Source organism: Aquibacillus salsiterrae (assembly GCF_028416595.1).
Taxonomy (GTDB): domain Bacteria; phylum Bacillota; class Bacilli; order Bacillales; family Amphibacillaceae; genus Aquibacillus_A; species Aquibacillus_A salsiterrae.
The window spans coordinates 59,846-86,592 of the sequence record NZ_JAMQKC010000010.1; the positions used below are offsets into that span (position 1 = coordinate 59,846).

Sequence of the window (26,747 nt, forward strand, 5' to 3'; positions counted from 1 at the left end):
TTTTTAAAATTTCCCAACAAAGTAAAACCCTCTACGATTAAGTAGAGGGTGGTTATAGGCATACGAATCCATTTGCCGATAGCCATCCTCTTACCTCGAAGGATATAGCTAAAAGATAAGGCGACGTATCTGACTTTAACAGTTGCGGGACAGTGTCGGAATTTCACCGAGCTTCCATCATCCATTATCTTAAACTATGTATACTAAACACTAGATTTAGTAGTTATTTTTCTTTTATACTATATCGTAATCTATTATTTTCTTCAATCAAATTTTACAAAAAAGTAAATTGTTCGACAAGTTCGTGTCCATTTATTGTAGACTAGTAAGTAGTTGGTATTTGTGACGAGGGGGAAAGAAAGTGAAAGTTTGTTCGTTTTTACCAGGATCAACTAGCATGATTACCGAAATGGGTCTTGAAGACTATTTGTATGGTGTTACATTTGAATGTCCAATTGATCGACCACGTGTGGTGAGGTCTTATTTAGAGGATAACCATTATACTAGTGAAGAGATTGAAAGAGTTGTTTCAGACTCGGTTAAAGAAGGTAAGAGTCTCTATTATATTGATATTGATTTGTTAAAAGAAATCGAGCCGGATGTCATTTTCACGCAGCATGTTTGTGATGTTTGTCAAATCGGGACGTCATTTGTGCAAAAGGCACTACATCAACTAGACAAAAAGCCAACGGTTATACCTTTAGTACCGAGAAACTTGGATGATGTGTATGACAACGCGCTCACCATTGCTAACGTTTTAGGTGAAGAAGAGGCTGGTCAACAGTTGATTAAGAGCATCAAGGAGCGCGAACAACATATTTTATCAGAGCTAAGAGCGCACAATGCACCGCTGAGAAAGGTGATGATCATGGAGTGGATGGATCCAATCTACAATTGTGGCCATTGGATCCCGTATCAAGTGTCGATTGCTGGTGGTGTGGATATGCTTTCCAATCCTTCTGGCTATTCGATTATAACCCCGTGGGAAAAGGTCAGGTTATACGACCCGGAGGTTATCGTAATTGCTCCTTGTGGATTTGATATAGAACGTGCATCTGAGGAAATTAGTCGATTAGCGGAAAAACCAGGGTGGAATAACTTGCAGGCAGTAAAAAATAACCATGTGTTTCTAGCCGACGCAGACCTATTCACCCGCCCGAGCACCACCCTAATCGATGGAATCGAAGTATTAGCATCCTTATTTCACCCATCCATTTTTTCATTACCTGATTCAGCGAAAGATAAAGTTAGAAATATTAATAGCTGATCGGCATGGGAACGATTTTTCTGTTTTTCGTGCCCATCATCGACAGATTGAACTTGAATTTAGCCAAAAGTGTCGATGATCGTGTTCATTATCGACAGATAGAGCTTGAATTTCGTGCAAAGTGTAGATGACCGTGACCATCATCGACAGATTGAACTTGAATTTAATCAAAAGTGTCGATGATCATGCCCATCATCGACAGATTGAACTTGAATTTAATCAAAAGTGTCGATGATCATGCCCATCATCGACAGATTGAACTTGAATTTAGCCAAAAGTGTCGATGATCATGCCCATCATCGACAGATTCAGCTTGAATTTAATCAAAAGTGTAGATGATCGTGCTCATTATCGACAGATTGAACTTGAATTTAATCAAAAGTGTAGATGATCATGCCCATTATCGACAGATTGAACTTGAATTTAGTCAAAAGTGTCGATGATCGTGCCCATCATCGACAGATTGAACTTGAATTTAATCAAAAGTGTAGATGATCATGCCCATCATCGACAGATTGAACTTGAATTTAGCCAAAAGTGTCGATGATCATGCCCATCATCGACAGATTGAACTTGAATTTAGCCAAAAGTGTCGATGATCAAGCCCATCATCGACAGATTCAGCTTGAATTTCGTGCAAAGTGTAGATGACCGTGCTCATTATCGACAGATTGAACTTGAATTTAGTCAAAAGTGTCGATGATCAAGCCCATCATCGACAGATTGAGCTTGAATTTAATCAAAAGTGTAGATGATCATGCCCATCATCGACAGATTGAACTTGAATTTAATCAAAAGTGTCGATGATCGTGCCCATCATCGACAGATTGAACTTGAATTTAATCAAAAGTGTAGATGATCATGCCCATCATCGACAGATTGAACTTGAATTTAGCCAAAAGTGTAGATGATCATGCCCATCATCGACAGATTGAACTTGAATTTAGCCAAAAGTGTCGATGATCATGCATATCATCGACAGATTGAACTTGAATTTAGCCAAAAGTGTCGATGATCATGCCCATCATCGACTGATTGAGCTTGAATTTAGTCAAAAGTGTCGATAATCATGCCCATCATCGACAGATTGAACTTGAATTTAGTCAAAAGTGTAGATGATCATGCCCATCATCGACAGATTGAACTTGAATTTAATCAAAAGTGTTGATAATCGTTCCCATCATCGACAATTACCTTATTTCGAAGGCGTGACTTTTCCTTCTGGGAAATACTCTCAGACTCTGAAAACCATGATATAAAAAGCAAGGAAGTGACAAAACCGTCCCGTACTTCCTTTGGGAGGGGTATTATGACAAACAATCGGTATCATTGTTGTGCGACGTGTATAAATTTTCGGATTGAAAGGAAAGAGAGTGGCGATAAACGAATTTACTGTAAGAGGCTAGGGTTTGATACAAAGTCTTCCTATCAATTTAATTGCTGGGACCCGAAAGAACGTGTCAAAAAAGCGATGGCAAAACATTCTTGAAGAAAAAGGCTATGGTCAAGAGATGTCTAGACCAGTTACGTCGGCGCCTTGGCGTATAAGTCAATACTCTCCGTGGTAATGAGTGCGATTACATGAATTAACAATAGGCCCGGGTCGTGCTTGACTTGGGCTTTTCTAAAGAGGTGAAACAGCATGCGTATCGGAATGGTTGCAGATGATTTAACAGGTGCTAACGACAGCGGTGTTCAATTATCTAGATACGGACTTAAAACATCCGTTCGTTTTCAAACAACGAATGAGGATGCCATGTCTGACGAAGCGATAGTCATTGATACCGATAGTCGGTCAATCAAAAAAGAGGATGCCTATCAACGAGTATTATCTGCAGCGAGCTATATAAAAAGAAATCAATTTGATATCATTTATAAAAAAGTGGATTCCACGCTTAGAGGGAATTTAGGCAAAGAACTAGATGCAATGTATGATGAAATCAAACCGGAATTAGTTATACTTGCTCCTGGATATCCGAAAAACGGTAGAAAAATTGTTCAGGGACAGATGTATTTGCATGATACACCAATAAATGAAACCGAAATTGCCAAAGACCCAAAGTGCCCCGTCCTTGATGCTTATGTTCCTCATGTCTTTCAACAACAAACCGACCGTGAAATTGGTCTAGTCCATATCGATGAAATTCGTAGTGGATATGACGCGGTTAAAGAAAAGATGGATGATTATTATAAGGAAAACACACACTATATCCTATTTGATTCCGAAACCGAAGAAGATTTAAAAGCAGTTGCTGAATTTGTTCATCAATCATCGTATAACGTTGTTTGGTTAGGTTCGGCTGGACTAGCTAATTACCTTCCAGAGGTCTATCAACTAAGTGGAAAAGAAATTGATTCGAAAATTATTAAGAATGACCTCCCAGTTTTGCTTGTAGCTGGAAGTGTTAGTAGTGTAACTAGAACACAACTTACAAGATTTCTTGAACATCCATCGGTAGCAGGTATCGAACTAGATTCGAGCATGCTTATCAGAGCTGAGAGTTCGGAAAAAGAAGTGGTATTGGCGAAGCGAAAAGCGATTCAAGCATACGAAGATGGGTATCATATTGCTATTTTTCCAACCGGGGACCGTCATGCAATTGATCAAGCTCAAAAAATTGGACAAGAAATCGGGTTAAGTAATACAGATGTGAGTAACTTAATTGTTCAACGTCTAGGTAAACTGACAAATGACCTACTTAGCACGTTAAATTTTCAAGGCCTAATCCTTACTGGTGGAGATACAGCTAAACAAGTTTGTATGAGTATTGGAACTACCGGGATTCAGTTATTAGATGAAATCGAAACAGGTGTACCGCTTGGACAATTAATCGGAAAATACTCTTTATATTCCGTTACAAAGGCCGGTGCTTTTGGAACCAAGGATACTTTTATCCATGCAATGAAAACTTTACAAGGAGATGAAGCATAATGAAGCCTGTCGTTGGAATTACAATGGGGGATGCAGCGGGAGTTGGACCAGAAATCATTGTAAAAAGTTTACTATCAAAAGAAATATATGATCAATGTCAGCCAGTTGTTATTGGTGATGCGAAAATGTTGGAACGTGCAGTTGGTGTTACTCAAGCGGATGTTGCCGTTCGTGCGATCAAACAAATAGCTGATGCGAAATTTGAACTTGGAACAATTGATTGTATCGACCTTGACTTACTTCCTGCTGACTTACCTTTTGGTCAAGTATCTGCTGAAGCTGGGAATGCAGCATTTGAATACTTAAAAACAGCAGTTGAACTTGCTAAAGAGAAAAAAATCCAAGCTATATGTACAGCTCCATTAAATAAAGAAGCACTACACAAAGGCGGACATATGTACCCAGGTCACACGGAAATTCTGGCAGATTTAACGGATACAGAAAATTACGCGATGATGTTAACATCTCCAAAGTTAAAAGTGATTCATTTAACAACCCACGTTGGACTAATCAAAGCAATTGAGATGATTAATCCAGAAAGAACCTATAATGTTGTTAAATTAGCACATGACACGTTAACTCGTGCTGGTTTCAACAATCCAAGCGTTGCCGTTTGTGGAATTAATCCACATGCAGGTGAAAATGGGCTGTTTGGAAATGGTGAAGAAGAGGAAAAACTAATTCCTGGTATTGAACGCGCAAAAGAAGAAGGAATCAACGCATCTGGTCCTCACCCAGCGGATACGTTATTTTTCCGTGCGGGGAGAGGGGACTTTGATATCGTTGTTGCGTGTTACCACGACCAAGGTCATGGTCCGATTAAAGTGCTTGGCCTTGAGGCTGGTGTGAATATTACGGTTGGTTTAAAAGGTGGAGTGATTCGGACATCTGTCGACCACGGAACTGCATTCGATATTGCAGGGAAAAACATTGCAGACGAAAGAAGCCTTATTGAAGCAATGAAATCGGCAATTGAGCTCGCCCCGAGAGAATAGTAGAATCCGGCCAAGTGGCGTGTTTCTTTCGAGAACAATAGGAAGTTTGCCGAAAGGTGCATCTAGCTAATTAAGCTAGGTGTGCCTTTTGTGGCTTTAGGAAAATCCATTTGTTAACAGGGTCCCCGTGCTTCCGTCAAAAATAGTATTAGTTTGGTGAAAAAGTGTTAGTGGTTGATTTTGTGTTGGTCAAGAAAGTGTTATAGACTGTTAAACCTTCTGTTATCTATACTAAATATACTCCATTGGTACATATCAATCCTCACATAATTACTCCAAGATTTTAACTATCAGAAAATGTATCCGCTTGCAACACGGTCATTAGCTAATTAGTAAGCTAGAGTCTGCAAGGGGGTGAAAAGAAAAGGTAACTATCAACAAAGCGGAAAATGACTAAATGAAACCCTGTGTGAGTCAATGGAGCTCAGTGTTTTTGAGAAAATTGGAAAAGGAGTGTTAATTCATTGAAGAAAAGAAGCCGTAATAAAAGAAGTTTGATTCTGTTTACTATCTTTTTGCTGATTTTTTCAAACTTTTCTTTCGTTGTGCAAGCAGAAGTTACAGACAAAAGCCAATACAATTTGTTATTGGAAACAGATTTTGAGAACGGGGATGCATGGGGGTTTTCACCTGGGGGTGGAACAACCGTTGAGGTAGTCTCAGACGATAGTGGTAATCAATACTTACAAACAGCTGGAGCAGGGAGTGGCAACCGTTTAGTTACCAAATCCTTTGACCAACCAACCTCTGATTCTCAAGTTTTGTTCACGTTTGATTGGAAGCCAGGGGATGTATCGACTGCTTTAAACTCAAGTGAGATCTCCTTTAGTGATATAAATAATAATCCAATTTTCCGTCTAATTAAGGCAGGTGGAACAAGTGGACAAATTATGTATGAAGTAGGCGACAGTGGTGCGGACTTAACCGGAGCAACAGCAATACCAAATGTAAGTACAGATGGTAGTTGGCTTTCGGTAGAGGTGTTGTTCGATTTTGTAACGGAACAGATTTCGATTGAAATTTTTGATAAAGCGAATGAAGCAAACATGTTTACTGCTTCTTCAATTGATTTTAGTACGTTAAGTTATGTAAACAGCATTGCTTCGATTGGATCGAATGGAAATCGAGCGAGTGGCAATAATCTAAGCTTTACCACTGGATTGGATAATTTTTCTATTTACGGTTCAGGCGTGCAGGCACCAGTACAGGATCCTGAAAATATTCAAAACATTACTACAGATTACATGTCGGAATTCAGTATTCCGGTTGGAGTGGCAAAAGAAGATGTCATTTCCTTCTTACCAAGTGTGATGGACGCAACTCTTGAAAATGGAGTGGAAATTGACGGAATTCCTGTTAACTGGGATAGTGAAGATTATACGGATACTGCTACAGGAAGCTATGCCTTTACTGGTATTTTAGACCTAGCTGATTTCCCAAATGCAAAGAATGACAACAATGTAGTTGCAACGGCTACCGTAAAAGTAGAGGAACAACCGCCTATCCCGCAAGTTGAAGGGTATGAACCGGTTTACTTCAGTGACTTTGGTGATGCGGTTGAAGCAGTTCCACCGAATTGGGGCTTCACAACTAATGCTGCAACGGTTTCAATAAATAGAGACGATATTGCAGGTAATGACACACCGAAGCTTGATTTTAGTATCGTTAATCAATCAGGTGGCCGCAACGCTACCAAGAACTTTGATACATCTGTTAAAGGTGAACAGATACTTGTCAAATTTGACTGGTATCCAGGGAAAAACAATGATAAAGGGGATAGACCAGAGGAAAACGGGGGCGAATTTAGAATTATCGATAGTTCTGGTAATACGGTGTTTACTTTAAATAATACGAATAATGCACCACTAACATTCTTTGCTGGTAACAAGACACCGACAGAAACGAGCATTACTAATCCAGAAGCATGGTATAGTGTTGAAGTTAATTTTGACTTGTATAATAACGAAGTATCATTATCACTAGTAAATCAAGAAACGAGTCAAAGTGAAGCATACACTTCTTCTTTGGACCGTGTAGCTTTCGATGGTTCGATTGCCACTGTTAGGCTATCAGGTATACGCACATCCGGTAATAACCATACATGGACGACTTACCTAGATAATCTTGGCGTTTATAGTGTGCCGATTAATGACAATACGATTACAAAAGTAGCTGACTTACCATACCAACGTGTTTATGTTGGTGAGACAGCAGCAGAGATTGATTCAATCGGGTTACCAGAAACTGTAACCGCGACACTAGCGAGTGGTAGAACAGTAAAGGTTAATATCAGTGAATGGGTAGCAGTTGGTAAAGAATGGAACCCCAATCAATCAGGTGTCTATTCATTTAAAGGGACTCTAGCTGATGTGGAAGGGATAAACAATGATTTTAATAGAACAGCGACACTTTATGTTTACAACCGTTTAACACCTCCTGAAACAGCACGAAACACAGAATGGTTAGACAGAGGTGTGGTAGCACTTAATGCAGAAGATGGTATTTTTATATCGTGGCGTTTGTTAGCTGATGAATACGACAAAGATGTTAGGTTCAATATTTACCGTGGTGAGGAAAAATTAAACAAAGATCCACTCTCTGTATCGAATTACCAGGATTTAGAAGGGAAACCAGGTGATACGTACACTGTTGAAACATTAGTTAATGGTAAAAGAACCGAAAAAAATAGCATAGAAGCAAAAGGAGAAAACTATTTATCTATCCCAATGCAAAAACCAGAGGGTGGAACGACTACTACAGGGGATTATACCTATAGTGTTAATGATGCTAGTGTAGGAGACTTAGATGGGGACGGCGAATTTGAAGTTGTTGTCAAATGGTACCCATCCAACGCAATTGATAGTTCACAAACGGATATGACAGGGCCGACTATCTTTGATGCTTATAAACTGGACGGGACATTACTGTGGAGAATAAACATGGGACGTAACTTGACATCTGGTGCCCATTATAACCAATTTGTTGTTGCTGATTTAGATGGTAACGGTAAGAGTGAATTTTTAATCAAAACCGCTGATGCAACAACATCATACGGGGTAACAAATGGCGAGTTTGACAGTAACAAAGTAATCAGTGTGATAGGTAACGCAGAAGATGATGGGAAATGGGTAAATGACAGTGGCCATGTTACTGGTGGACCAGAATATATGTCTGTGTTTAATGGCGAAACAGGTGAGGTTATTGACACGATTGATTTTGCCTTCCCGGTTGAAAAAGAAGCAGGTGACGGCGGTTCATCGTGGGGTGATACGTGGTACAACCGTAGTGACAGATTCTTATCTGGTCTTGCATACCTAGATGGTCAGAAACCTAGTGCGATATATGGTAGAGGATATTATGGACGCACAACCTTTGTAGCATATGACCTAGAAAACGGCGAACTTGTCGAACGCTGGACGTTTGATTCTGATGAAGCTGGGCGTGGCGGAGGTTTAGGTAATCATAACCTTGCAACTGGGGATGTGGATAACGATGGATTTGATGAAATTGTTGCAGGTTCATTAACACTTGACGATGATGGGTCGATTCTATACGCAATGGATGGGAAGATGGGTCGTGAACCAGGTAGTCATGGTGACGCTCTCCGAGTAGGTGCTTTCGATCCGGATCGTGAAGGTATTCATGTGTTTGGCGTGCGTGAAGAAACTTCTGCTGCTTCTGTAGAATATCATGATGGAGCGACAGGGGAGACGTTAATGTCTTACTATGCGAACAAGGATGCAGGACGCGGAGTAGCTGCTAATATTACCTCAAATCCAGGGTATGAATTCTGGGGCACTGGTGGAAATACAGTGGAAACTGGTGGAGGAATTTACAATGTACAAGGGAATGTTGTTGCAAATAGTTTCAGGGATGCAGGTCTGTCCGTTAACTTTGCTCTATACTGGGATGGCGACTTGTTACAAGAATTGTTAGATGACACAACCATTTCTAAATATAATGAAGACAATGGTGAAGCCGAATTACTAAGAACCTTTGAAGGTGTTGTTAGTAATAATGGAACAAAGGCAACACCAACCTTGCAAGCTGATATTTTAGGTGATTGGCGTGAAGAAGTGCTGCTGCCAACGACAGACAGTTCTGAGCTTAGAATTTTTAGTACAACGATTCCAACTGACTATCGCATCTACACATTAATGCATGATGCTGTCTACCGGAATGCAGTTGCAGCGCAGAATTCAGCATATAACCAACCGCCACTTACCGGGTTCTATTTAGGTGAGGATATTAGCGACAGAGTACTTTCAGAACAATTAAAAGCACCATCTGTCAACTACGTAAATAAAGCAGGAGTTTTAAATAACCTAATTAACTCAGTGACTTTAGAATTAACGGATAACAAGTACGCTGTATTAAGAAACAAATTAATCCAAGCAAAGCATCAACTGGATATAGGCAGACCAAAACAAGCTGCAAAATTTTTACAAGACTTTATCAAACAACTAGAAAAAAGTGGCCTTGACCAGGAACAAATATCCACCTATTCTAGCAAAGCCCAATCATTGCTAGAATAGGTGAAAGCGGGGGAGTTCCCCCGCTTCTTTTCTTACAAGAAAAGAAAGTATAAAAAGATCCAAGCGCTGTCTAGCAAGGCGCGGCTTGCGCTTTTCTTACAAGATAAGAAACCACCATGGCTTTCTGCAGCCACCATCTAGAATAAAAAAAGGATAGCATTTTTTAATTTTGAGTATACTGTATTTTCGGTTAAACGGTAGTAAAAAACGATATAAACGCCCGAACGGGCCCTTTGAACGGTTAAACGGTAATAAAAAACAATATCTGAATCCAGTAGATTGAGTCTGAATCGAGGCTGAGCTTGCCCTAGGGTGGGCATGGTTCTACCGCTTTTTTTATTTGTTCAAAGTTCGCTAAACTAGTTATATGATAGGCACTTATGTATGCCGAAGATCCCTCGTCTCAATTTTTCTTCCGTAATATACCACTTTAGTTAGACCCTCTTTCATTTAACTAAAAATGGAAGCGAAATAACTGTCCTCCTGTTTCCCCATTCTTTTCCAACGTTTGAAGAATCAGCATCGTATGGTAGGATTTTGGCATTTAGTTTCTGTTTTGTCCCTGTTACAGTGAGATAGGACATAAAAGAAATCGATCATATAGGGGGACATTAGATGACAACATTTACTAAACTAGCAAAAACTTCAATCGCGGCAACAGCTGCACTAGCTTCGATCGCGCCTGTGGTGGCTTTAGCTGATGGAAAAGTTTTTTCCGATGTAGACGAAACGAGCTCGCACTATGAAGCAATTGAGGCTTTAGCAAGTAAAGCAATTATTACAGGGTATCCAGACGGCTCTTTTGGTGTAAATGATACATTACAAAGAAGACACGGAGCTGTTTTATTATATAACGCACTCAAACTACAAGCCCCTACTAATCTAGAATCTATTCTTTCCACTTACAATGATGTTAATAAAGATAGTGGTTATGCCGAGCAAATCGCAGCAGTAACAGAAGCTGGAATCTTCAAAGGGACTACCGGAGCTTTTGATGCGGATGGCGACTTAACACGTGAACAAATGGCAACAATCTTAGTGCTTGCTCTCGGATTAGAAGATACTGGCGAGGACACTGGGATTAATTTAGCCAATGTTAGTGATTCGCACAAACAAAATGTAAACATATTAGCTCAACAGGGCATTACAAACCAATTAGAAGATTACCGCCCACATGAGTCAGTTACGCGTGGACAATTTGCTACTTTCTTATATTTAGCACAACAAAAAGTAGTTGATTCTGTTGCGTATGCTGACATAGAGGAAGATGGATACGTACCAACTGGCAATGCGGAATTTAATATTTTTGCAAGTACCGAATTCTTTGCTGCGAATGACACAAACATGAAGTATGTGGACACAACTGCTTTTAAGGTGTATGACAATAAAGGACTGTTTAATGAGGATGGGACACTTGCTGAAGCCTATGAGGAAAATGGTCTTTCTGATGATTTAATAGGAACGACTGTAACGGTACAAGTGAAAAGTGCGGTAGATGAAGAGATAGGGAAATTTGATGTGGCGATTGTTGATGGTGCAGACATCAAAGCGATATCCGGGACAGTCTTACTAAAAGGGGATAGCGAAGTAGATTTTGCTACGATGGGATCTGAGTTCCAAGTTGATGTTGTAGAAGCGATAAACTATAACAATGAAGTAATCGGTGACGATGCTAGTGAATCGATTGGACTTGAAAACCTTGCAGGATTAGATATTTCTAGTTCTGACAACTCTGTTTTTGTTGTCACAAACGCTGGTGTCCTTACGCCGATAAAAGAAGGTACAGCAAATGTGGTGTTGAAATGGGAAGACAAGACGTTTGAATTCCCTGTTGAAGTAAAAGAAGCACCGGTTGTTGATTCCGTATCGTTCACTAATGGTAATACTGCCCTGATGACGACACTGTTTAATCAAGTAGCTGGTGGATTTGTTGTTCTTGATCAATATGGCCAAGAAATTGCTAACCCTGGTGATTTGGAAATTGTACCGGTTGATCCTGCTGATGGTGTAGAAGGATTGACGCTAACACTAAATGGTAACACGATAGAGGTGGTCGCGTCAGGACTTTCAGACTCTGTTGTTGCAAGTTACGCGGTTCAATCAGCGAACGGTGATGTACTTGGTGAGTTTACAGTTGACTATACAGAAGTCGGTGAAACTGCGGAATACTATTTGATGCCGACATCTGAAGTTTCAGACTTTGTTATTGACTATAATTCCGAAAGCGATGCATCTATCAACTTTGCGATGATCGGTATCGATATTAATGGTTATATCTCTGAAGTTACTGATCTAAACAACTATACGGTTGAGCTTTCGGGTGTAACAGAAGGAAGCGAAGAAGCAACACTTGTTGTGGCAGAAGATGGTACGGCAACATTAAGTGCAACACCATTTGCAACGGAAACTGAACAAGAAGTCATTGTGACGATCAAGGATGGAAATATTTATCTTACTGACGGTCAATTTTCTGTAAAAAATACGACACCTGCTCCGGCCGAACTTCAGTCTATCGAGCTTGCTAATGGTGTTGATGCCATTACAATTAGTCAAGATACGACGTTTGATGGAATCAGTGGCGATCTCGTTGGACTAGATCAATACGGGGAATCGTATGATCTTACAACGGTTGCGGCTGAGTTAAACACAACGGTTAATGGCGAAACAATTGACTTACAAGACACCGCTACAAACGGCGACACTGCTCAACTAACAGTGAAAGTCAATGACATAGTAAAAGTATTTGACATAGTTGTCGATAAACAGTAAAGAAACAGGGGGACGGTTCTCCGCTTCGGAAAAGAAGCAGGAGAACCGTCCTTTTTCTGTTTGTTTAGGAAATTATAAAATCTGTTTTTGTTCCAATATTACTTATAGGCTGTTCTGCTTAATGGTTGTTTAAATATGGAAAGGTCAATCGAATCTGCCATGGCTTTTAGGCCTGCATCATTAGGGTGTAGTTGATCACCACTGTCATATTTAGGTAAAATTTTGTCAGGGTTTTCAGGGTCTCTAACTACACGGTCAAAATCAAAAACAGCATCAAAAATATCTTGGCTACGAATCCATTCATTTACTGCTTGTCGTGTTTCTTCGCCTTCTTCTGTGTAATAAGTTGGGTCACCAGTAAAAGAATTCATCGGAGTCAACGTACCAACATAAATTCTAATTCCGCGTTTATCGGCTTCTTTTGCAATTTGTTTCATTCCTTTAATAATTTCTTCTGCATCCAACTGATGAGGAACGTGTCCGATGTCATTGATACCTTCAAATAGAATGATATCGGTAACATTCGTTTGTGAAAAGACATCTCTTTCTAATCTATCTAATGCTTTTTCACCGAATATGGCATCATCTCTCAAAATTTTGTTCCCGGAAATTCCCTGATTAAGCACAGAAAATGTTTGATTATTGATCTCTTTATCCAGGCGCTCATTTAAGAAGTCTGTATACCGTTGATTAGCATTTAAGGTAGATAAGTAACCTGCAGTTATAGAATCGCCTAATGCTACAATGGTGCGAGCCTTTTTGTTAGATTTTGTTAGAACGTCTACACCAGATAGGAAAAACCAAGAATTGGAGTCGTTTGTAAATCCGCTTCCATCAACGTTTGCTGTAGCATCTCCGACTGAAAAATAACTCTTTTGATTAGCTGTATTGTGCCAAGTGGCTGGACCACTTTCCTCTGGGATATAGACGCTAATTGTCAAATCCTCTCCATCAACAACATCAAATGGAACCGGATCACTGACGATAGCTTCGCCTGCTGGTACCGTAACTGATTCTTCTCCAGCAAAAGTTAGTGTTTCAATTGAATCGGAAATGACCTTTGCATCTTCATCTGTTTTTCCAATTGTAGCTTTTCCAAAAGTTAACGGTTTTTCTCCGAATTCATTGGATAGTCGAACTTTTACTTCTTCCCCAGAAGCTGTTGGATTCACAATCATTCGAATTGTCTCATCGTCAAATCCATTTTCAGAAAAGCCGCCATCCCAATCAACAGTTGTCCACGCAGCCATCTGGCTTGTTGCCCAAGCCCCAATCCAGCTCCCGATTTTGTTGTCAGCGGTTACAGTTAGGGTAGAGAAAGAGAAAGCTAAAGTGAAAATAATGGCAGAAATTACGAATAAGTTAAACCTTCTTTTAAACATTGCTTCGCCTCCTAGTAAATTGTTTGTTTAATAATACACATCTTAACACTAGTAATATTAGGGAAGTATGGGAGTTTTGTATGGATTTATAGACAAACTTTTTCTGTTTTCGCTTTATTCCCCTAGTTTATGGGAAATAAGTTGGTTAGAGGTAATGATTCCTTCAATTATTTTGTCGAGATAGGAAAGATTAATAGGTCAATGCTACTGGGAGGTATTGATTAAAAGGGATTGTTGGATATGTTTAGGCCCGCTTCTATTCTATTTATGCAAAAGATAAAACTATGGTTCAACAGGGGATTGAGAGATTCAAAAGGATTGTTTTTTTATATTAAATGCTGATTTGCTGACGCATTTTTTGATATGTGGGTGTCCTAGGTTAATTACCATGGTTAGAAAAAATATGAATTTAGAATAATCTGTTGACTTAATTATAATTAAGATTTATAATTTGGAAAGAATACTAATATACTAGTTATATTAGAATGGTTTTATGGTAAACTACCTGTTTATTGCAATTTGTAAGCGATGCCATAACATTAACTCTAAAGGGTGAAAGGAACAACTGAATTTTTTAATGGCTAATTGTAAGCGGTGCCAGTATTTAGGGAGGTGGTTATAGGGGGGGTTATTTGTTATTTTGATGTATCTTAAAACACCTAGAAATATTGAAAAGTACTAAATTCATAGGAGGGTAACCATGAAATTTATGAAAAGTAAATTAGCAATCTTTTTATTGATTGTTTTAACATTTGGATTATTGTTAGTTGGTTGTAGCGGTGGCGATAGTGAAACAGGATCATCAGATGGTAACACGAACGATGACACGAATGCTTCTGAAAAGGATAAAGAAAGCGCTTCTGGAGATGAACAAGTAAACATAAGATTTGCTTGGTGGACTAATCCTAATAGGACAGAAGTAACAAAAGCAGCCATCGACCTTTTTGAAGAAAAGTATCCGAACATTAAAGTAACAGCTGAGTATTATTCATGGGATAGTTATTGGCAAAAGATGGCAACTGTAGCAGCTGGTGGTAGTTTACCGGATGTGATGCAAATGGACGGATCAAGATTAAAGTCCTTTGTTGAAAAGGAACAATTATTAGATTTAGGAACAACTGATATTGATACTTCAGGTATTGGGGAAAATACTCTAGAATTGGGAAAAGTTGACGGAAAGCAATACGCATTAACAACGTCTATCAATGCACAGATTTTAATATCTAATCCAGAAATATTGGAAGAAGCAGGAGTTAGCATTCCTGAAGAGAATTACACTTGGGAAGACTATGCCGACATGCTTGTAAAAATATATGAAGAAACAGGTAAGTATGGAGCTGCAAATGAAATGGAACAACCTGCTTACTTAGATTACTGGGCAAGAACAAAGGGTGAGAACTTATATAGTGAAGATGGTAAAACCATTGGAATGTCTAAGGAAACACTTACTTCTTGGTTCCAATATTGGCTAGATTTACAAGAAAAGGGCGGCGTTCCAACTGCAGAAGAAAATTCAGCATATGCACATAATGATATGTCTGCTAGTCCTTTTATTGCAGGGGAAACAGCGTTTAACTGGTTGTTTTTAGGAACTGGCGGACAGTATGAAACCGCTTTAAATAAACCGATTAAACGACTTCTTCTTCCGGAATATGGTAATGATAACAAACCATATCCATTACATGCTGCTATGTTCTGGACAGCTGCTGCTAACACAGAGTATCCAGAAGAAGCGGCTAAGTTAATTGACTTTTTAGAAAACGACCCCGAAGTATCTAAATTATTTGAAAATGATCGCGGTATTCCAGCTAATTCTGAAAATATGCAATTAGTTGCAGAATCTACAGATAACGACACTGTCAGAAGACAAAATGAGGTTATGGCAAAAGTAGAGGAAGTAGCAACGCCTTTAGATTTAGATCCCCCAAATGCAAACGGAACAGCAGATATTTTAAAAGATATTGCGCAACAGGTAACATTTAAACAACTTACACCAAGCGAAGCTGCTGATGAGTTTACAGATCAGTTGAACCAATCATTAAGTAAGTAAAATATTGCATAACAAGATGTCACCCTTATAGTGACATCTTGTTAAAAGGAGGTTCCAACATTGCAAACGCAGCAAGTGCAGGCTACGACGTTAAAACAAAAACCCGAAAAACTTAAAAAAATGCAAACCCCTTTACAGCGGAATTTAACTGCCTATGCTTTTATAAGCCCGTGGCTCATAGGTATGTTGTTTTTGACAGTTGGATCGATGCTATTCACCTTTTATTTGGCATTTACAGATTATGATTTGTTAAGTGCGCCGACTTGGATAGGTGCAGATAATTTCACGAATATTTGGAATGATAGGAATTTTTGGGCATCTATTCGTTCAACATTGTATTATGTTGCTTTATCTGTTCCGTTGCGTTTAATTGCTTCTCTATTGGTTGCCATGCTCCTTTTGAAGGATATAAAGGGAATTGGCTTATATCGTGCGGTAATTTATTTACCTTCGTTACTTGGTGGTAGTGTAGGAGTAGCTATTGGTTGGAAAAAGCTATTTGATGCTAATGGGCCAATAAACTCTTTTTTAGGAGTGTTTGGAATTGCTGGTCCAATGTGGATAGGTAATCCTTCAACAGCTATCTATGTTCTTATAATCTTAGCTGTATGGCAATTTGGATCAGAAATGGTAATTTTTTTAGCTGGATTAAAACAAGTTCCAACCATTTTATACGAGGCAGCGACGATTGATGGTGCATCTAAACTAAAACAATTTTTCCATGTGACATTGCCAATGCTATCACCGATTATTTTCTTTAATTTATTAATGGGCACTATTTCAGCCTTCATGGTGTTCACGCAAGTTTATATTATTACTGGCGGCGGACCAATGAAGTCTACGTTGTTCTACGTGTATTATTTATATCAAAATGCATTTACGTACTTTGATATGGGTTATGCTGCAGCACTTGCAGTTATTCTATTAGTGATTATTGCGATTATCTCAAGTTTCATTTATCTAACTTCAAAGTTCTGGGTTAACTATGATGTATAAGGTGGTGTTCGTCAATGAATAAGAAATCTCTTGCAAAAACAACATTACGACATATTTTATTAATTACGGTATCGTTTTTTATGGTATATCCGATTTTATGGATGTTTTTCTCATCCTTTAAACCTAATAATGAAATCTTTTCAACGACAAACTTGATTCCGAAAACATGGACGTTTGAACATTACCTTTCAAGTTTTGGGCCTGATGCTCCAATGAACTTCGGTCCAATGTTTCTTTATTCTTTTTTAATTTCAATTGTTGTAGTTGTTGGAAGTATTTTTAGCTCAACTTTAACAGGATTTGCATTTGCTAGATTAAGATTCACACCAAGAAAATTTTTTATTGGCTTTATGTTTGGAACTATGATGTTACCTATACAGGTAGTCATGATTCCGCAATATATTATCTTTAATAAATTAAATTTAGTAAATTCTTTCACACCGTTAATGCTGCCTAGTTTTCTTGGCGTCACACCGTTTTTTATTTATTTAATGGTGCAATTTATTCGTGGAATTCCAAAGGATTTAGACGAAGCAGCTCTAATTGATGGATGTAGTACCTTCCGTATGTTTACGACAGTAATTTTACCGCTTGCAAAACCGGCTATTGTTACGATGTCAATCTTCGCTTTTTACTGGACGTGGAATGACTTTTTTGGTCAATTAATTTATTTGTCTAATCCCGAAAAATTCACCGTATCACTTGGTTTAAGTATGTTCATGACTAATTTAGGTGAATCACAATATGGAAGCTTGTTTGCCATGTCTATCTTATCGGTTGTTCCGGTGTTTGTAATCTTCTTATTCTTCCAACGCCATTTAACAGAAGGTATTGCAACGCACGGGTTAAAAGGATAGTAGTTAGCCCATAATTTGCTTTATGAGTGAGGTGATTATACATTTCTATTACAAATAGGCGGTTTAATGGGCAAGTTGGGGAGTTTGTTTATCAAACCTTAAAAGAACAAATCATTAAATGTGAACTAGAACCAGCCAGAAAGATTTCAGAAAAAGAGATAGCAGAACGACTGAACGTGAGCAGGTCCCCGGTCCGAGAGGCATTTTTGAAATTAGAGCAAGAAGACCTGTTGGGAATTTATCCGCAAAGTGGCACGATTGTATCGAAAATTGATTTAGCAATCTTGGAAGAGGGAAGATTCGTTCGTGAAAATATTGAAAAAGCAGTTGTGAGAGAAGCTTGTGATATTTTTGATAATAATGCTTTGTTTCAGTTGGAAACAAATATTACGATGCAAGAACTATGTTTAAATAAGGGAACTTTTAAACGGTTGTTTGAACTAGATGAAGAGTTCCATAAATTGATTTTCCAAGGGTGTAACAAATTCAAAACGTGGAAAATGGTTAGGCAAATGAATAGTCATTTTGATCGATTAAGAATACTGAAGTTGTCCTCTAAAACAAATTGGGACACCGTTTATGAACAGCACAAAGCTATTTATAAGGCCATTATAGATAAAAATAAAGAAGCTGCTGAACGAGCCATGTCTAATCATTTAAAGTTAGTAATTGTAGAGAAAGACGAATTGAAAAGTATCTATCCGGATTATTTTAATTAGATGTGGATCGAAAGTCTGGTCATTCATCTCAATTCCGGTCATTAATATATATTTATTGTAATCGCTTTATTATTTTATAAAAAGGAGTGGATTATTAGATGGTTAATGTTGCGATAGTTGGTGTAGGGGCTATTTCATCGGCTCATATTAAAGGGTATCAAGAGTTTCAGGGCAATTGTAATATTGTTGCGCTGTGTGACATCTATCCGGAAAAAGCAAAGAAAAGTGTCAAGGAATATAACCTTGCAGCTGAAGTATATGATGATTATAAAGAAATGTTGAAGCGTGATGATATTGATTTAGTATCCGTATGTACACCACCTTATACTCATGCTCAAATATCTGTTGATTGCCTAGATGCTGGTAAACATGTTTTAGTGGAAAAACCTATGGCTTCTTCCTTGGAAGAGTGTGATGCTATGAACGAAGCAGCTACAAGAAATAATAAAATCCTATCTGTTGTTGCCCAAAATCGATTTACGAATCCGATGATGAAATTAAAAAATGTATTAAATACAAAATTAATGGGTGCCATTGTTCATACTCAAGTAGATTCTTATTGGTGGAGAGGGTATAGCTATTATGATTTATGGTGGAGAGGTACATGGGAAAAGGAAGGTGGCGGTTGCACGTTAAACCATGCCGTACACCATATTGATATTTTTAAATGGATGAACGGAATGCCTTCTGAAGTTACAGCGGTTACGAGTAATGCATCACATGATAATGCAGAAGTGGAAGATATTTCGGTAGCCATTTGCCGTTACGATACAGGTGCACTAGCGCAAATCACAAGCTCTGTTATCCATCACGGTGAGGAGCAACAATTAATCTTCCAAGGGAAAAATGCTCGTGTTTCCGCTCCTTGGAAATTAAAGGCATCAAAGTCATTGGAGAATGGCTTTCCGGAAGAGGATAAGGAATTGGAAGAAAAAATCCAAAAAATTTATGATGAACAACAGTCGATTCCATACGAAGGACATACGGGACAAATACATGATGTACTGTTGGCGGTTAACGGTGAAAACGAAGTACTGATTGATGGATTCCAGGGGCGTGAAACTTTAGAATTAATTACTGCAATCTATCAATCTGCAAGTTTAGGGCAGACAATAAAACTTCCATTAGAGAAGGACGCACCTTTCTACACAAGAGATGGTGTCCTGAAGAATACAACTTATTTCTTTGAAAAGAAAAACACAGTAGAGAATTTTTTGGATAATAAAATTACTACAGGTGGAAACTACGAGTAATAGATTTAAATAGTCATGTAAAACGAAAAACAAAATAGGATTCGATTGAGAATCCTATTTGTCTATGTTGTTATATATAGATTTTAATTTTAGGAGGTTGATTCAAAATGAGTAAAAATGATGGCATGAACTATGCTCCTAAGGGAAAGCCGAACAAAGTTGTAGATAAGGGAGAATTCAAGATTGCTGCAATTGGCCTAGATCATGGACATATCTATGGGATGGTTAACGGCCTAATAGAAGCTGGTGCAGAGATTGTTGCCGTTTATGATCCAGATATAAAGAAAGCGGAGAAATTTAGTGAAGCTTATGAAAGTGTGAAAATTGCAAATTCAGAAGAGGAAATTTTGGAGGATCCTAGCATTCAACTTGTGGCAAGCGCGAGTATTCCTGTCGACCGAGGTCCTTTAGGATTGCGTGTATTAGATAAAGGAAAACATTATTTTGCCGATAAGCCTGCCTTTACGAAAAAAGAGCAAGTGGAAGCGGCACGTAAAAAGGTATCTGAAACTGGATTGAAATGGGGCATTTATTACGGTGAACGCCTCCATAACGAGGGAGCAGTTTTTGCTGGCCAACTAATTGAAGAGGGTGCAATAGGTAGGGTCATTCAGGTAATTGGTACTGGTCCACACCGCGCCAATGCACCTAGTAGACCAGATTGGTTCTTTGACCCAGAAAGCTATGGTGGAATTTTATGCGATATTGGTAGTCACCAGATTGAGCAGTTTTTACACTATGCAGGTGCGAAGGATGCCAAAGTGCTTCATAGCAAAGTGGCAAACTACAATTTTAAGCAATATCCAAAATTTGAAGATTATGGCGATGCCACTCTTGTTGCTGATAACGGTGCAACTTTCTATTTCCGTGTCGACTGGTTTACGCCGGATGGATTAGGTACGTGGGGTGATGGTCGTGTTACAATTTTAGGAACAGATGGTTATATAGAGGTAAGAAAATATATTGACATTGCTCGTGATTCTTCCGCTAACCATGTTTATCTAGTTAATCATCAAGGAGAACAATATTTTAATCCATCAGAACAAGCAGGATATCCCTTCTTTGGTCACTTCATTTTAGACTGCTTAAATGGAACAGAAAATGCGATGACACAAGAACATGCGTTTAAGGCAGCTGAATTATGTATTGATGCACAAGAACAAGCCATTAATGTTGAACCAGCTTTAAGCGAAGTTTTGTAATCTTTTAGTATAAATTATTAATAGCAAGGCTCATCTATTAAGATGAACCTTGCTATTTTTTATTGTTTGAAAGGGTATGTCAGTTCAGAGTTGGGATAAAGGTAAAGGAACTGCTGAAAACTAATGTATTCATGCGTATGAACCAGTTGATAGGAAGTCGATTGCTTGTTGGGCGCATGAATGGCGAGGGACATGTTATGTGTTGAACTCAAGCTCATAGGGAAGAGGGACTACTAAATGAGCAGTTTCAGCAAGTATTTGTAAAAACTATGAAGACGAACGTCGGTCACTTTAAGGATAAACACAACATGGTCAACGATTCTGTTCTCTTATCTCTTTTTGTAATGAGGGATTTGGTGAGCATATCCACCTTAGGTCCACCGATTTAAATTGTGCTATTATATGTTCTTTGACCAACTTGGTTAAATAAGTTCTTCTTAAAAAAGGTGATAAGGTAGTAAGAAAAGCACCTCTTCAAACATAGTTGTTTAAAAATTCAAAAAAGTTATTGACATCCCAAAAGACATTTGCTAATCTATGTTTAGAAAACGATTTCCAAAAACGATTTCCAACTTCATATCTTGTAAGAAAGTATATTTTTTTAATCTATTTGTAAGCGTTTACCTTTAGAGCAACAGAATGATGGGAGGCGGTATTATGGATAATGTTGGGTTTAGAATACTTTCACGGACTAAGAAGGTTAGTGATGATATAGTCAAACAATTCGAAAATGCGGTCACGCCACATGTTAGTGACAATTTAAATCGAATGTTTGCTGCTGGAATGAACTTGAAGCCTTATTTTAAAAAAGGCAAGTTGTTAGGGGTTGCTCTTACTGTCAAAACAAGGCCTGGTGACAATTTGATGGTACATAAGGCGATTGATCTTGCCGAAACTGGTGACGTGTTAGTTGTAGATGCTGGAGGAGAAACAACCAATGCTATCGTAGGGGAGATTATGCTAAAGCTTTCTGAAAAGAAAGGAATTAAAGGATTTGTCATCAATGGCGCGATTCGAGATTCTGCTGCTTTTATGGCTGGAGATTTCCCTGTCTATGCAAAGGGTGTCACGCATCGAGGACCATACAAGGATGGGCCGGGAGAAATCAATGTTCCAGTTTCGTTAGGTGGAATGGTCATTCATCCAGGAGACCTCATTTTGGGAGACGAAGACGGGGTAGTTGCCATTCCGTTTGAGTATGCGGAAGAGGTTCTCATCAAGGTGAAACAACAGGAACAGAAAGAAAAGGAAATTTTTCAATCAATTGAAAACGGTTCTGTAGATCGAAGTTGGATTGACCAAACTCTAAAACAAATGGGGTGTGAATTCTAATGGATTTACCAACTCGATTTGATTGGCAAAAGCTACAACAATTTTGTTGCGATATATTTGTAAAGGCTGGAGTAGCGGATGAGAAGGCAAAAATCGTTGCTGAATCGCTTATCCAAGCAGATTTAAGAGGGGTCGATTCACACGGCGTAGTAAGAACCTCGATTTACATGAAAAGAATAGAACAGTCAATGATTGACCCGCATGCTGAGGTAGCGATTGAGAAGGAAAATGATGTGTCGGCATTACTAAATGGAAACAATAACTTCGGTTCAGTTGTTGGTAGTAAAGCTTTGCAGCTCGCTATTACTAAAGCTAAAAAACAAGGAGTTGCAATCGTAGGTGTAAGAGGTTCGAATCATTTTGGGACTGGCGCTTACTATGCTTTAAAAGCAATTGAACAAAACATGATTCTAGTCGTGATGTCGAACGCTTCGCAAACGATGCCGCCAACCGGGGGGGTTAGGCCATTTATTGGAACGAATCCATTGGCAGTTGGTATTCCAGCTGGAAACCATAGGCCATACTTACTGGACATGGCAACGAGTGTTGTGGCTAGAGGGAAAATTATCGTTGCGTCACAAAAAGGAGAAAGCATTCCGCTTGGCTGGGCAATCGATAAAGAAGGTAATCCAACAACTGATGCGAACGAAGCCCTCGAGGGGTCTGTTTTACCTTTGGGTGGTCCTAAGGGATATGGGATTTCGATGTTCATTGATATTTTCTCGGGTGTTCTGACTGGCGCAGGTTTCGGGAAATATGTGAACAACATGTACGAGAACTGGGAGAAACCACAAAACGTTGGGCATTTTTTTATCGCGTTAGACATCAATCGCTTCATGAATATTAAACAATTTAAGCAACGAATGGACTTATATATAGACGATATTAAGGCAGAGCCAAAGGCAAATGGTGTTGATGAAATTTTAATTCCGGGTGAATTAGAGTTCCGTAGAGAAATAGAACGAAAGAAAAATGGAATCCTTCTTCCGGAAAAAGTAGTGAGTGAATTAAAAGAAATTGGTAGTCGTTATGGACTGGAAATTGAACAGTCTCGTTTTCAAGGAGAAAGGGCAAAGGACGGTGTGACAGATGTTAGTAAGTAAAAGTTTTCGGTATGAAATTCCAACGAAAATTGAATTTGGTCAAGGATATGTTAGAACACTCCCGAAGCATATCGAACAGCTTAAAGCGACAAATGTATTAGTAGTAGGTGACCCAGGAGTGCTTGCTGCAGGTATTGTCGCTAAAATTGAGGAGCCCCTACATCAAGCAAATATTAATTTTATTACTTTTACCGATGTTGGAACAGAAGCTACCATTGAGTCAGTTGATCAGGCTGTTGAACTGGCTAGGTCGAACAGCTGTGATCTCGTAATCGGCGTTGGCGGTGGTAGTGCGCTTGATACAGCAAAATCAGTCGGACTTATTCTTGGAAACGGAGGGAATATCAGAGATTATATCGGAATCGATAAGGTTCCCGGGCCTGGAGCACCAGTGATTGCCATTCCAACAACGGCCGGAACAGGCAGTGAGATTACTAGATTCTCTGTGTTATCGGATAAAAAAGCGAAAGCTAAACTAAGCGTCGGTAGTATGTTTAACTGCCCAACCATTGCGCTGTGTGATCCTGAACTAACGATATCTTTACCTCCACATATAACCGCAGCAACCGGAATGGACGCACTAACACATGCGCTTGAATCCTATGTAAATAAAGCAACCCAACCCATCTCAGAAGCATTATCCATCCAATCAATCAAACTCATTTCAAAAAGTTTAAGGCTTGCAGTTGTACAAGGTGAAAATCTTGATGCCAGACATGATATGCTCATGGCCAGTATGTTAGCAGCAATGGCTTTTAGCTCCACAAGATTAGGATTGGCACACGCGCTTGCTATACCGTTAGGTGCACACTTTAAAATTCCGCACGGCGTTGTGAATGCCATTTTACTACCAGAAGTTATGCAATTCAATTTGATTGGGAATTTAGACAAGTTTATAGAAATTGCAGGTATTTTTGGTGAACATACGGACGGTTTAACAAAGCGTGAAGCTGCAGAATTGGCTGTAACAGCAGTACGACAACTTAAGCGAGATGTAGGGATTAATGCGACACTTTCTGATTATGGATTAAAAGAAGAAGATTTAGACATGATTGTTGAAGAAGCGATGCAATCAGGTAATGTTCCTGTAAATCCAGTAAAGCCATCACTCGAAGATTTGAAAAACATTTGTCGAGCAGTAATGAGTAAAGAAGAGGAGTGAACGTTTTGGCGGTGATAACTAGTACAAATATGTTAGGTTGGTTGGAGCGAAATCAACCGAAAACTTACGGAAACTTTATCAACGGCAAGTGGATAGCGAGCAAAAGTCAACAAACGTATCCAATCTATCATGCCGCAAATAAGCGTGAAGTGTTAGCTTCCTTTCAACAATCGACTGAAGATGATGTTGATGCTGCGGTTTGGGCAGCAAACGAAGCATTTCAAAGCTGGTCTCAAGTACCAGGGCCAGACCGTGGGGCAATCTTATATAGATTTGCCGAATTGCTCGAGCAGAACGTCGAAGAATTAGCTTATATGCTATCCGCAGAACAGGGGAAATTGTTAGCCGAGTCAAGAGGTGAAGTGCTAAGAGCTGCAAAGGAGACGAGGTTCTGTGCCGGAGAAGCTTTTCGGATTGAAGGCCAGACATTACCTGCAGAGCGTACGGGTGTGTGGAACTCAACAGTCAGAAAACCAATTGGTGTGATCGCTGCAATTGCACCTTGGAATTTTCCAGTTGTCACCCCAGTTAGAAAAATTATACCTGCTTTGGCGTATGGGTGCACGGTTGTTTATAAGCCGGCGTCTATCACTCCATGGACATCAGCTCGATTAATGGAGCTTTTAGCCGAAGCTGGTGTTCCAAGTGGTGCTGTGAACTTAATTGTTGGTAGTGGGTCAAAGATTGGCCATTCCTTGATAAATCACCCGGACATTAAAGGAATTAGTTTTACTGGTTCAACGAAAATCGGGAAAAATATTAACGAAACGGCAGCGAAAAGGCTCGTGAAAACCCAATTAGAACTAGGTGGTAAAAATCCAGCTGTTGTATTAGATTTTGATGATGCAAAAGTAGTGGCAAAGCAAATTGTCGCGGCCGCATTTGCTTGTAGTGGTCAGCGCTGCACGGCCATTAGCCGAATTGTTGTCGTACAAGAAAAGAAACAGCAATTAGTGGACGCGTTACTAGAAGAGGTGAAAAATATTCGGGTTGGTCCAGCGTGGGAAGAAAATGCGAATATGGGTCCGTTGGTGAATAAACCACAGCTAGATATTGTCCAACACTATGTCAATGTTGGACAACAAGAAGGTGCAAAACTCCTTTTTGGTGGTGATGTATTGACTGAGGGCGTGTATGCAGATGGCCATTATATGGTACCAGCATTATTTGACGAGGTGGAACCACAGATGCAGATTGCCAAGGAGGAAATATTTGGCCCTGTCCTGACAATCACCACGGTTGGTAGCATGGAAGAAGCACTGGCTGTTGCCAATGATGTCGACTACGGCTTGGCGGCTTCGGTATTTACGAAAGATTTACACAGTGCTTATGCATTTGCGGAAAGACTACAATCTGGTATGGTCCATATTAACCATGGAACAGCCAGTGCTGCCCACTTACCTTTTGGTGGGACGAAGCAATCAGGGTTTGGTGCATTTTCCATTGGACAGACGAATGCGGAGTTTTTCACCGAGTTAAAAGCTGTTTATTTCCAATACTAACCGCTTGGAAGCTGATGCGGGTGTTATGTATCACGTAAAATGATTTGTATATCAGTTGAAAGTCGTTAATTAGGAAGATTTACACCTTTTGGGAAACGGTTTCTAATACGGCTAAGAAGAAAAAGTATGCGAAAGAAGGGAGTACTATTCAACGGCCTAAAGTGTATATAACCCGTAAAATTGACGATGCGATTGTTTCTAAGATTTCCGAAAAGTGTGAAGTAACAATGTGGGGAAAAGAAGATGAGCCAGTTCCTCGGGAAGTTTTACTAGAAAAGGTAAAGCAGATAGATGGTCTATTTTGTCTATTAACAGAAACAATTGATGCCGCCGTTTTGCAAGAAGCAAAGCATCTAAAAGTGATAAGTAATATGGCTGTTGGTTACAACAACATCGATGTGGATTGCGCCAAGCGAAGAGGGATTATCGTAACGAATACACCAGAGGTTTTAACTGAAACAACCGCAGACTTAACATTTGGCTTACTGCTTACCGTTGCAAGGCGATTGATTGAAGCTACTGACTACGTAAAACAGGGAAACTGGAAGACGTGGTCGCCAATGGAACTTGCCGGACAAGATGTTTATGGTGCAACACTAGGGATTATTGGAATGGGCAGGATTGGTCAAGCGGTTGCACGACGGGCCCGTGGGTTTAGTATGAAGATAATTTATCATAATAGACAATCTGC

Annotated in this window: 18 protein-coding genes and 1 riboswitch; of the genes, 17 read left to right on the plus strand and 1 reads right to left on the minus strand. The window is 39.3% G+C overall.

The features are described from left to right. Window positions 1-77: 77 nt before the first annotated feature. A riboswitch (adenosylcobalamin (AdoCbl) riboswitch) is annotated at window positions 78-203 on the minus strand. A 158-nt stretch (window positions 204-361) separates the two neighbouring features. The 6 genes from NC799_RS11745 to NC799_RS11770 all read left to right on the plus strand — a co-directional run bounded on the left by NC799_RS11745 (window position 362) and on the right by NC799_RS11770 (window position 12,498). Beyond that, window positions 362-1,267, plus strand: a complete 906-nt coding sequence (locus NC799_RS11745) for an ABC transporter substrate-binding protein (RefSeq protein ID WP_272446636.1) — start codon at window positions 362-364, stop codon at window positions 1,265-1,267. A gap of 1,309 nt (window positions 1,268-2,576) precedes the next feature. Further along, complete coding sequence (locus NC799_RS11750) at window positions 2,577-2,756, plus strand: hypothetical protein (RefSeq protein WP_272446637.1); 180 nt, start codon at window positions 2,577-2,579, stop codon at window positions 2,754-2,756. 153 nt (window positions 2,757-2,909) lie between these two features. Continuing rightward, on the plus strand, window positions 2,910-4,199 hold the full coding sequence (locus NC799_RS11755) for a four-carbon acid sugar kinase family protein (RefSeq protein WP_272446638.1): 1,290 nt from the start codon (window positions 2,910-2,912) through the stop codon (window positions 4,197-4,199). After that, window positions 4,199-5,194 carry a 4-hydroxythreonine-4-phosphate dehydrogenase PdxA gene (gene pdxA, locus NC799_RS11760; protein ID WP_272446639.1) on the plus strand — a complete coding sequence of 332 codons (996 nt, stop codon included), beginning with the start codon at window positions 4,199-4,201 and terminating at the stop codon, window positions 5,192-5,194. The genes NC799_RS11755 and pdxA overlap by 1 nt, the downstream gene beginning before the upstream one ends. Window positions 5,195-5,658: 464 nt before the next feature. After that, window positions 5,659-9,729 carry a rhamnogalacturonan lyase gene (locus NC799_RS11765; protein ID WP_272446640.1) on the plus strand — a complete coding sequence of 1,357 codons (4,071 nt, stop codon included), beginning with the start codon at window positions 5,659-5,661 and terminating at the stop codon, window positions 9,727-9,729. A 615-nt stretch (window positions 9,730-10,344) separates the two neighbouring features. Continuing rightward, window positions 10,345-12,498: an S-layer homology domain-containing protein gene (locus tag NC799_RS11770; protein ID WP_272446641.1), complete on the plus strand. Its 2,154-nt coding sequence runs from the start codon at window positions 10,345-10,347 to the stop codon at window positions 12,496-12,498. 98 nt (window positions 12,499-12,596) lie between these two features. Here the strand turns inward: NC799_RS11770 and NC799_RS11775 are convergent, their stop codons facing one another. Next, window positions 12,597-13,880: an SGNH/GDSL hydrolase family protein gene (locus tag NC799_RS11775; RefSeq protein WP_272446642.1), complete on the minus strand. Its 1,284-nt coding sequence runs from the start codon at window positions 13,878-13,880 to the stop codon at window positions 12,597-12,599. Between the two features lie 700 nt (window positions 13,881-14,580). Between NC799_RS11775 and NC799_RS11780 the strand changes: the two genes are divergently transcribed. The 11 genes from NC799_RS11780 to NC799_RS11830 form a co-directional block, all read left to right on the plus strand. Next, on the plus strand, window positions 14,581-15,930 hold the full coding sequence (locus NC799_RS11780) for an ABC transporter substrate-binding protein (RefSeq protein WP_272446643.1): 1,350 nt from the start codon (window positions 14,581-14,583) through the stop codon (window positions 15,928-15,930). Window positions 15,931-16,050: 120 nt separating this feature from the next. Beyond that, on the plus strand, window positions 16,051-16,926 hold the full coding sequence (locus NC799_RS11785; protein ID WP_272446650.1) for a carbohydrate ABC transporter permease: 876 nt from the start codon (window positions 16,051-16,053) through the stop codon (window positions 16,924-16,926). A 14-nt stretch (window positions 16,927-16,940) separates the two neighbouring features. Beyond that, the gene (locus NC799_RS11790; RefSeq protein ID WP_272446644.1) at window positions 16,941-17,783 is read left to right on the plus strand and encodes a carbohydrate ABC transporter permease; all 843 of its coding nucleotides are present in this window, start codon (window positions 16,941-16,943) and stop codon (window positions 17,781-17,783) included. 41 nt (window positions 17,784-17,824) lie between these two features. Continuing rightward, window positions 17,825-18,502 (plus strand): GntR family transcriptional regulator, encoded by a 678-nt coding sequence (locus NC799_RS11795; RefSeq protein ID WP_417006681.1) that lies wholly within the window; start codon window positions 17,825-17,827, stop codon window positions 18,500-18,502. Between the two features lie 98 nt (window positions 18,503-18,600). Next, complete coding sequence (locus NC799_RS11800; RefSeq protein ID WP_272446645.1) at window positions 18,601-19,755, plus strand: Gfo/Idh/MocA family protein; 1,155 nt, start codon at window positions 18,601-18,603, stop codon at window positions 19,753-19,755. A gap of 107 nt (window positions 19,756-19,862) precedes the next feature. After that, entirely contained in the window at window positions 19,863-20,957 is a 1,095-nt protein-coding gene (locus NC799_RS11805) for a Gfo/Idh/MocA family protein (protein WP_272446646.1), read from the plus strand. Window positions 20,958-21,614: 657 nt separating this feature from the next. Next, window positions 21,615-22,289 carry an RraA family protein gene (locus NC799_RS11810; protein WP_272446647.1) on the plus strand — a complete coding sequence of 225 codons (675 nt, stop codon included), beginning with the start codon at window positions 21,615-21,617 and terminating at the stop codon, window positions 22,287-22,289. Further along, complete coding sequence (locus NC799_RS11815) at window positions 22,289-23,392, plus strand: Ldh family oxidoreductase (protein ID WP_272446648.1); 1,104 nt, start codon at window positions 22,289-22,291, stop codon at window positions 23,390-23,392. The genes NC799_RS11810 and NC799_RS11815 overlap by 1 nt, the downstream gene beginning before the upstream one ends. Then, window positions 23,379-24,554, plus strand: coding sequence for an iron-containing alcohol dehydrogenase (locus NC799_RS11820; protein ID WP_272446649.1), 1,176 nt, complete (start codon window positions 23,379-23,381; stop codon window positions 24,552-24,554). Before NC799_RS11815 ends, NC799_RS11820 begins: the two co-directional genes overlap by 14 nt. An 11-nt stretch (window positions 24,555-24,565) precedes the next feature. After that, window positions 24,566-26,056, plus strand: a complete 1,491-nt coding sequence (locus tag NC799_RS11825) for an aldehyde dehydrogenase family protein (RefSeq protein ID WP_272446652.1) — start codon at window positions 24,566-24,568, stop codon at window positions 26,054-26,056. Window positions 26,057-26,202: 146 nt separating this feature from the next. Next, the coding region (locus tag NC799_RS11830) for an NAD(P)-dependent oxidoreductase (protein WP_272446653.1) at window positions 26,203-26,747 on the plus strand (545 nt) is incomplete at its 3' end.